1 protein-coding gene and 1 tRNA gene are annotated in these 3,347 nt (G+C 56.5%); one reads left to right on the forward strand and one right to left on the reverse strand.

Going from position 1 to position 3,347, the window contains the following annotated elements:
* Positions 1-69, forward strand: a tRNA-Arg gene (locus tag SU32_RS05330).
* A 99-nt stretch (positions 70-168) separates the two neighbouring features.
* On the opposite strand, the gene SU32_RS05335 is transcribed toward SU32_RS05330, so the two are convergent.
* A partial coding sequence (locus SU32_RS05335; RefSeq protein ID WP_053998322.1) for an autotransporter domain-containing protein occupies positions 169-3,347 on the reverse strand: 3,179 nt, incomplete at its 5' end.

The raw sequence follows: 3,347 nt of genomic DNA on the forward strand, positions 1-3,347 counted from the left end.
AGCTCAGCTGGATAGAGCGCTGCCCTCCGAAGGCAGAGGTCTCGCGTTCGAATCGCGACGGGTGCGCCACGATCCCAAACACTTTGTTTGTGTCTTTCTCACCTGCTAGGATCGCCCGATTAACGGCGCGCCGTATCCTTGGGAAGTGCTTTTCCAAAACAGTTGGGATCAGAACAATACGTTCAGACTCACTGTGGCTGAATGATCGTGAACGTCAGAGCCAAACCGGCCGTCATAGGAAAAGTCTAACTTAGCGCTATCTGTTAGGTTCACATCGAACCCGGCGCCGAGGGCCAGACTGTCTTGCGCCAGCGGCACGCCATCGATGGTGAAAGGGCTGTCGCCTGAAGCAAAACTCATCTGTGAAGTGGGCACATTACTGAATGCATGCTGCCAAGCCACCGTGCCGCGCAGCGTGACATCTGCACTGCCCAAGCTTACCTCGGTCTCAGCGCGCAGCCCAACGGTCAAGAAGGTTGCATCGGTGTTATTAGGTGCAGCCGTGAGTGCCGCCGCACCGCCGGTCTCGGTAAAGCCATCAATATTGAGGTTCACATGAGTAAGATTGGCAAAGGGCTCGAAACGGGCGATATCTGTATCGAAGCTCACCGCTAACTCGCCCCAAGCTTGCAGGGTACGGGCGTTATAAGAGGCGGAAAGTATGTCAGAGAACCCATTAAAAGCCACAGAGCGCGATGTATCGAGGTTGTGCCAACTATGGGCAATACCGCCCTTCAAACTGAAGGCATCCCATTCTCCGCCGCCATAGACACCCAGCGTATAGGTTTCGGCTGTGCCCGATGACAACCGGTTATCGAGGTTGAGATGTGAGCGTGAATAACCACCCAGCATGCCGAAACGCACATTATCAGAAGCCATCGTATCACCGCCTACCAAAAGCCCGCCGATGGAACGGTCCATTGTGGCAGCATTGCCGTCACTTTTCCACTGGCTCCAAGCGCCAAAGCCTTGACTCCATAGCCCGAAACTCTCAGAAATCCGGTCTTCGGTCTGAGCGCTATTATCAGTACCAATGCCGTCAAAAGCGTGGCGTATCCGTTCCATTGCAGCCTCGCGAGGCAACCGGCTGTCTTCTAGAAGTGCCGTCTGCGCTGAGGCGTAAATCTCACCGGTCAGACTATCGAACGCGGCCCTTGCATCGTCCTCATCGCCGACGAGCCCCACCAATGCATCATAGACTGTGTTGCCGCTACCGAGGGCTTCCAGCGGGCTGGCAATGGCTTGCTGGTTCGGCGTTTCAGCAATGTCCGAGAAGAAAACAACCTGTTCAGAGGTCAGATAGACATTGGTCGCATCATAGCTGTCGGTGAAATCGAGGAATACATAATCGTCACTCACATTGTCGAATGTTCCTGTCACGCTACCCCCCGTTATGATGGTGTAGGTTCCCGGCGTAGCATAGGTCGAACCGTCTTCAGTTCCGTTTTCTGACGTAACATTCACCGTGCCGCCGTTGATTGTCACCACCCCGGTTGCATTCAGGAGGTCGTTGTTGGTTCCGGCAACGAAACCGCCGTTGTTGAGTTCAACAGTGTAAGTCGATCCGGCATTGAAGATTGCCGATGCGACATTCAACGTGCCGATTGAGTTGCCCGGTGCCAGATTGCCGCCGAAATTGACCGTCAGAGCTCCCGTCGTGCCGCTGCCGCCAAGCGTACCGTCATCGACATAGACCGTTCCGCCGATGGAGTCATTTACGTAAAGGCTGCCGCCGGAAACGACGGTCTCTCCGGTAAATCCCGAATTATCGGCGGTCAGGTTCGTGACACCGGCGAAATGTTCTATCGATCCAAGACCGAAAATCGCCGCATCGAAATCATAGGCCGTGTCGGTATGATTGAACACAAGTTCGCCATTACCGCTGCCAAAGACAATCGCAGACGTATCCAGCGTGCCCGCTGCGACAGCCGCATTGCCCTCTGCCGCACCAATATTGATTACACTCGATCCACTGGCTGACGCTATCTCAACGCCGCCAACTGCCGAAACAGTACCACCGTCGGATATTGTCAGCGTGCCGTTGCCATCCTCGCCAACATAAAGGGTGCTGTTATTCGTCCAGGTCGACCCCGCGCCTGTCACCGTCACCGCACCATCCGAACCAGAGTCGTAACCAATATAGCTCACGGCATTCGAGACCGTACCGCCATCAGCGATGGTCATCGTCCCCGTGCCTTGTTCCGCAATATAAAGATCGCCTGTAAGAGACCATGAAGAACCGCTGCCAGTAATTGTTGCTGTGCCCGTAGCGCCGGAACTATTGCCGACATAACTATAGTTGCCAGTCAAAGTGCCGCCATTTTGCACTTTCAACGCGCCTATTCCGGCCCGCCCGACCACGAAGGCGTTCGTTATATCCAGTTCGCTTCCGACACTGTCTACAGTCAGAGTACCGTTCCCGGTCGCGTTAAAGCCAAGCACGACATCATCGCCGACAAATGCTGTTGCGCCGTCTTCGACGTTCATTGTCCCGGTGCCGCTTTCACCGACATATAGATCACTTGAACTCGACCAACTTGAACCCGCTCCGGTGACTGTCACCGTACCGATCGCGCCTGAAGCAGAACCGACAGTTCCGGCCGTATTGCTCACTGAGCCGCCATCAGCAATGGTCACGGTGCCAGAACCCGCGAGACCGACATAGAGAGTCCCGGAATTGGTCCAATTGGAGCCAGCGCCAGTCACACTCACCTCGCCCTCGCTGCCTGCGGCGTAGCCGATGCCAGCTTCGTTATTGCTGACTGATCCGCCATTCTTAATCGTCAGCGTACCATCGTCGCTGCTGAACCCACCAACGATCAGGTCGGCGGAGGTGTGGGCGATGGAGCCGCCATCCACGGCAAGTGTGCCGAAATTGACAATGGTGCTGCCGGTATAGGTGTTGGTCCCGGTCAGCGTCGTCGTGCCGGTGGCCGTGTGATTGACCGCCACGGTGCCGGTGATATCGATGGCCGCGCCGGCGCTGGTGCCATCATTGGTGAAGAAATAATCCGTGTCGGTGTGCTTGAAATTGAGGGTGGCGGCGCCGGAGCCGCCATCGACAGTGGCGGCATTGAGAATACCGGCGCTGGCGCCGTCCCCGATATTGAGCGCGCCGGCGGAGCCTGCGTCATCGGCAATCATGACCGTGCCGGTACCCGAGTTCACACTGACCGCGCCGCCATCGGCAATCGTCAATGTGCCGGTACCGGCATTGCCGACCCGTAAGGTGGAAGTATTATCCCAAGTGGAGCCGGAGCCGGTTACTGTTACCGCACCCACGCCATCCGAATCGTTACCGATGACACCATCGCCATTGCTGACCGCCCCGCCATCTTCGATGGTCA

This window comes from Ahrensia marina, from assembly GCF_001293565.1.
Taxonomy (GTDB): Bacteria; Pseudomonadota; Alphaproteobacteria; order Rhizobiales; family Rhizobiaceae; genus Ahrensia; species Ahrensia marina.